The sequence below is a fragment of the Nocardioides daeguensis genome, assembly GCF_019192965.1.
In the GTDB taxonomy this organism is placed as follows: domain Bacteria; phylum Actinomycetota; class Actinomycetes; order Propionibacteriales; family Nocardioidaceae; genus Nocardioides; species Nocardioides daeguensis.
In genome coordinates this window covers 1-1,497 of sequence record NZ_JAHTKU010000038.1, presented here as the reverse complement: position 1 = coordinate 1,497, position 1,497 = coordinate 1, and the positions used below count along the sequence as shown (strand labels likewise).

Annotated in this window: 1 protein-coding gene; it reads right to left on the bottom strand. The window is 66.8% G+C overall.

Translation table 11 applies throughout. The features are described 5' to 3' along the window. Positions 1 to 7: 7 nt before the first annotated feature. Positions 8 to 1,447, bottom strand: a complete 1,440-nt coding sequence (locus tag KU893_RS22380; RefSeq protein ID WP_443678870.1) for an IS30 family transposase — start codon at positions 1,445 to 1,447, stop codon at positions 8 to 10. Positions 1,448 to 1,497: the final 50 nt, after the last annotated feature.

The following is a 1,497-nucleotide window of genomic DNA, read 5'->3' as shown; positions in this document are numbered from 1 at the left end:
GGCAGGTTCAACCAGTCGATGCAACACCGTTCTGTAGTAGGGAGCGTAGTTGCTCCTCGAAGACCTCAGCAGGTGTCTTCCATCCGAGGGTCTTGCGGGGCCGGTTGTTGAGCGTGTGAGCGACGGCCTCGAGGTCTTCGGCGGACCAGCGCGACAGGTCGGTCCCTTTGGGGAAGTACTGGCGCAGCAGGCCGTTGGTGTTCTCGTTGGTCGGCCGCTGCCACGGGGAGTGCGGGTCAGCGAAGAACACCCGCGTCCCGGTCTCCATCGCGAACAGCGCGTGCCCAGAGAGCTCCTTGCCGCGATCCCAGGTCAGCGTCTTGCGCAACTGCTCGGGCAGCTTCGTCATCGACGCAGCCAGTGCGGCGTTCATCGCGACGGCCCCGTAGCCTCCCAACGACGGCCCGTTCTTGACATACGCCTTCTCGCCCCAGCCCTCCATGCGCGGCAGGTGCACCAGCAACGTCGAGCGGCTGCTGCGCTCGACAAGAGTGCCGATCGCTGACCGGCCGGTCCCGATGATTAGATCTCCCTCCCAATGGCCAGGGACGGCCCGGTCATCGGCCTCCGCTGGGCGTTCGCTGAGGACGACGTCGGCGGTCACGTGCCCCTGCGCCTTGTTCCTCGACCGCTCGCGGGGTGCCCGCAACGCGCGCCCTGTACGAAGGCACGTGACGAGCTCGCGCTTGAGTGCACCACGCCCCTCGATGAACAGCGACTGATAGATCGCCTCGTGGCTGATGCGCATGGACTCATCATCAGGGAACTCGACCTTCAGCCGCTGAGCGATCTGCTCTGGGCTCCACGCCGTCGACCACCGTCGGTCTTGGCGATGGGGTTTGTTCAGTCCCTTCCATGGCGGCGGCTTCGGACCGGGCACGATCGTTCCGTCGGGCCGGCGGACGTTCCCGGCGAGCCGGTCCTGGACGTACTCGCGCAGCCTCGGGTTCTCTACGAGCTTCGCGGCCTTCGGACGCTTGGCAGCCTGCTGTGCCTTCCACTGCGCGACGGTGGCGCGGTACTCCTGCTTCCCGCTACGGGTCGCGGCGTTGCGACGCAGTTCGCGTGAAATCGTTCCCGGATCACGCCCGATCGCGCGGGCGATCTCGCGCACGCCCTTGTCCTGGGCTCGCAGGATCGCGATCTCCTCGCGTTCCTCGAAAGTCAGGTAACGGCCGGTGGGTTCGGCCAGCGAGATCGGCGGCATGCCGCCAGCGTGACGAAACCAGCGGGCCCCGACCGGCCACGACACGCCAACGGCCATCGAAGCCTCCACCGTCGTGATGCCCGTGGCGATCAACCGCCAGAACTGCCGCTGCACCACACGCGACGGATCAGGCCGTCCGGGCGAGCGCATTGCCGGCCTCAGCGCCCGATCAGCACGCCACTGCCGACGCCCGCTCTCGGGCACATCGCTGGTCTTCCTGCTCCAGTCCTTCGTCGCCATCGTTCAACACCTCCATGATCGAGGTGTTGCGACGACCGGTTGATTTCGCC

Bases quoted from the DNA above. Each gene is read 5' to 3' on its own strand.
- KU893_RS22380 (WP_443678870.1), bottom strand. From the start codon at position 1,447: ATGGCGACGAAGGACTGGAGCAGGAAGACCAGCGATGTGCCCGAGAGC.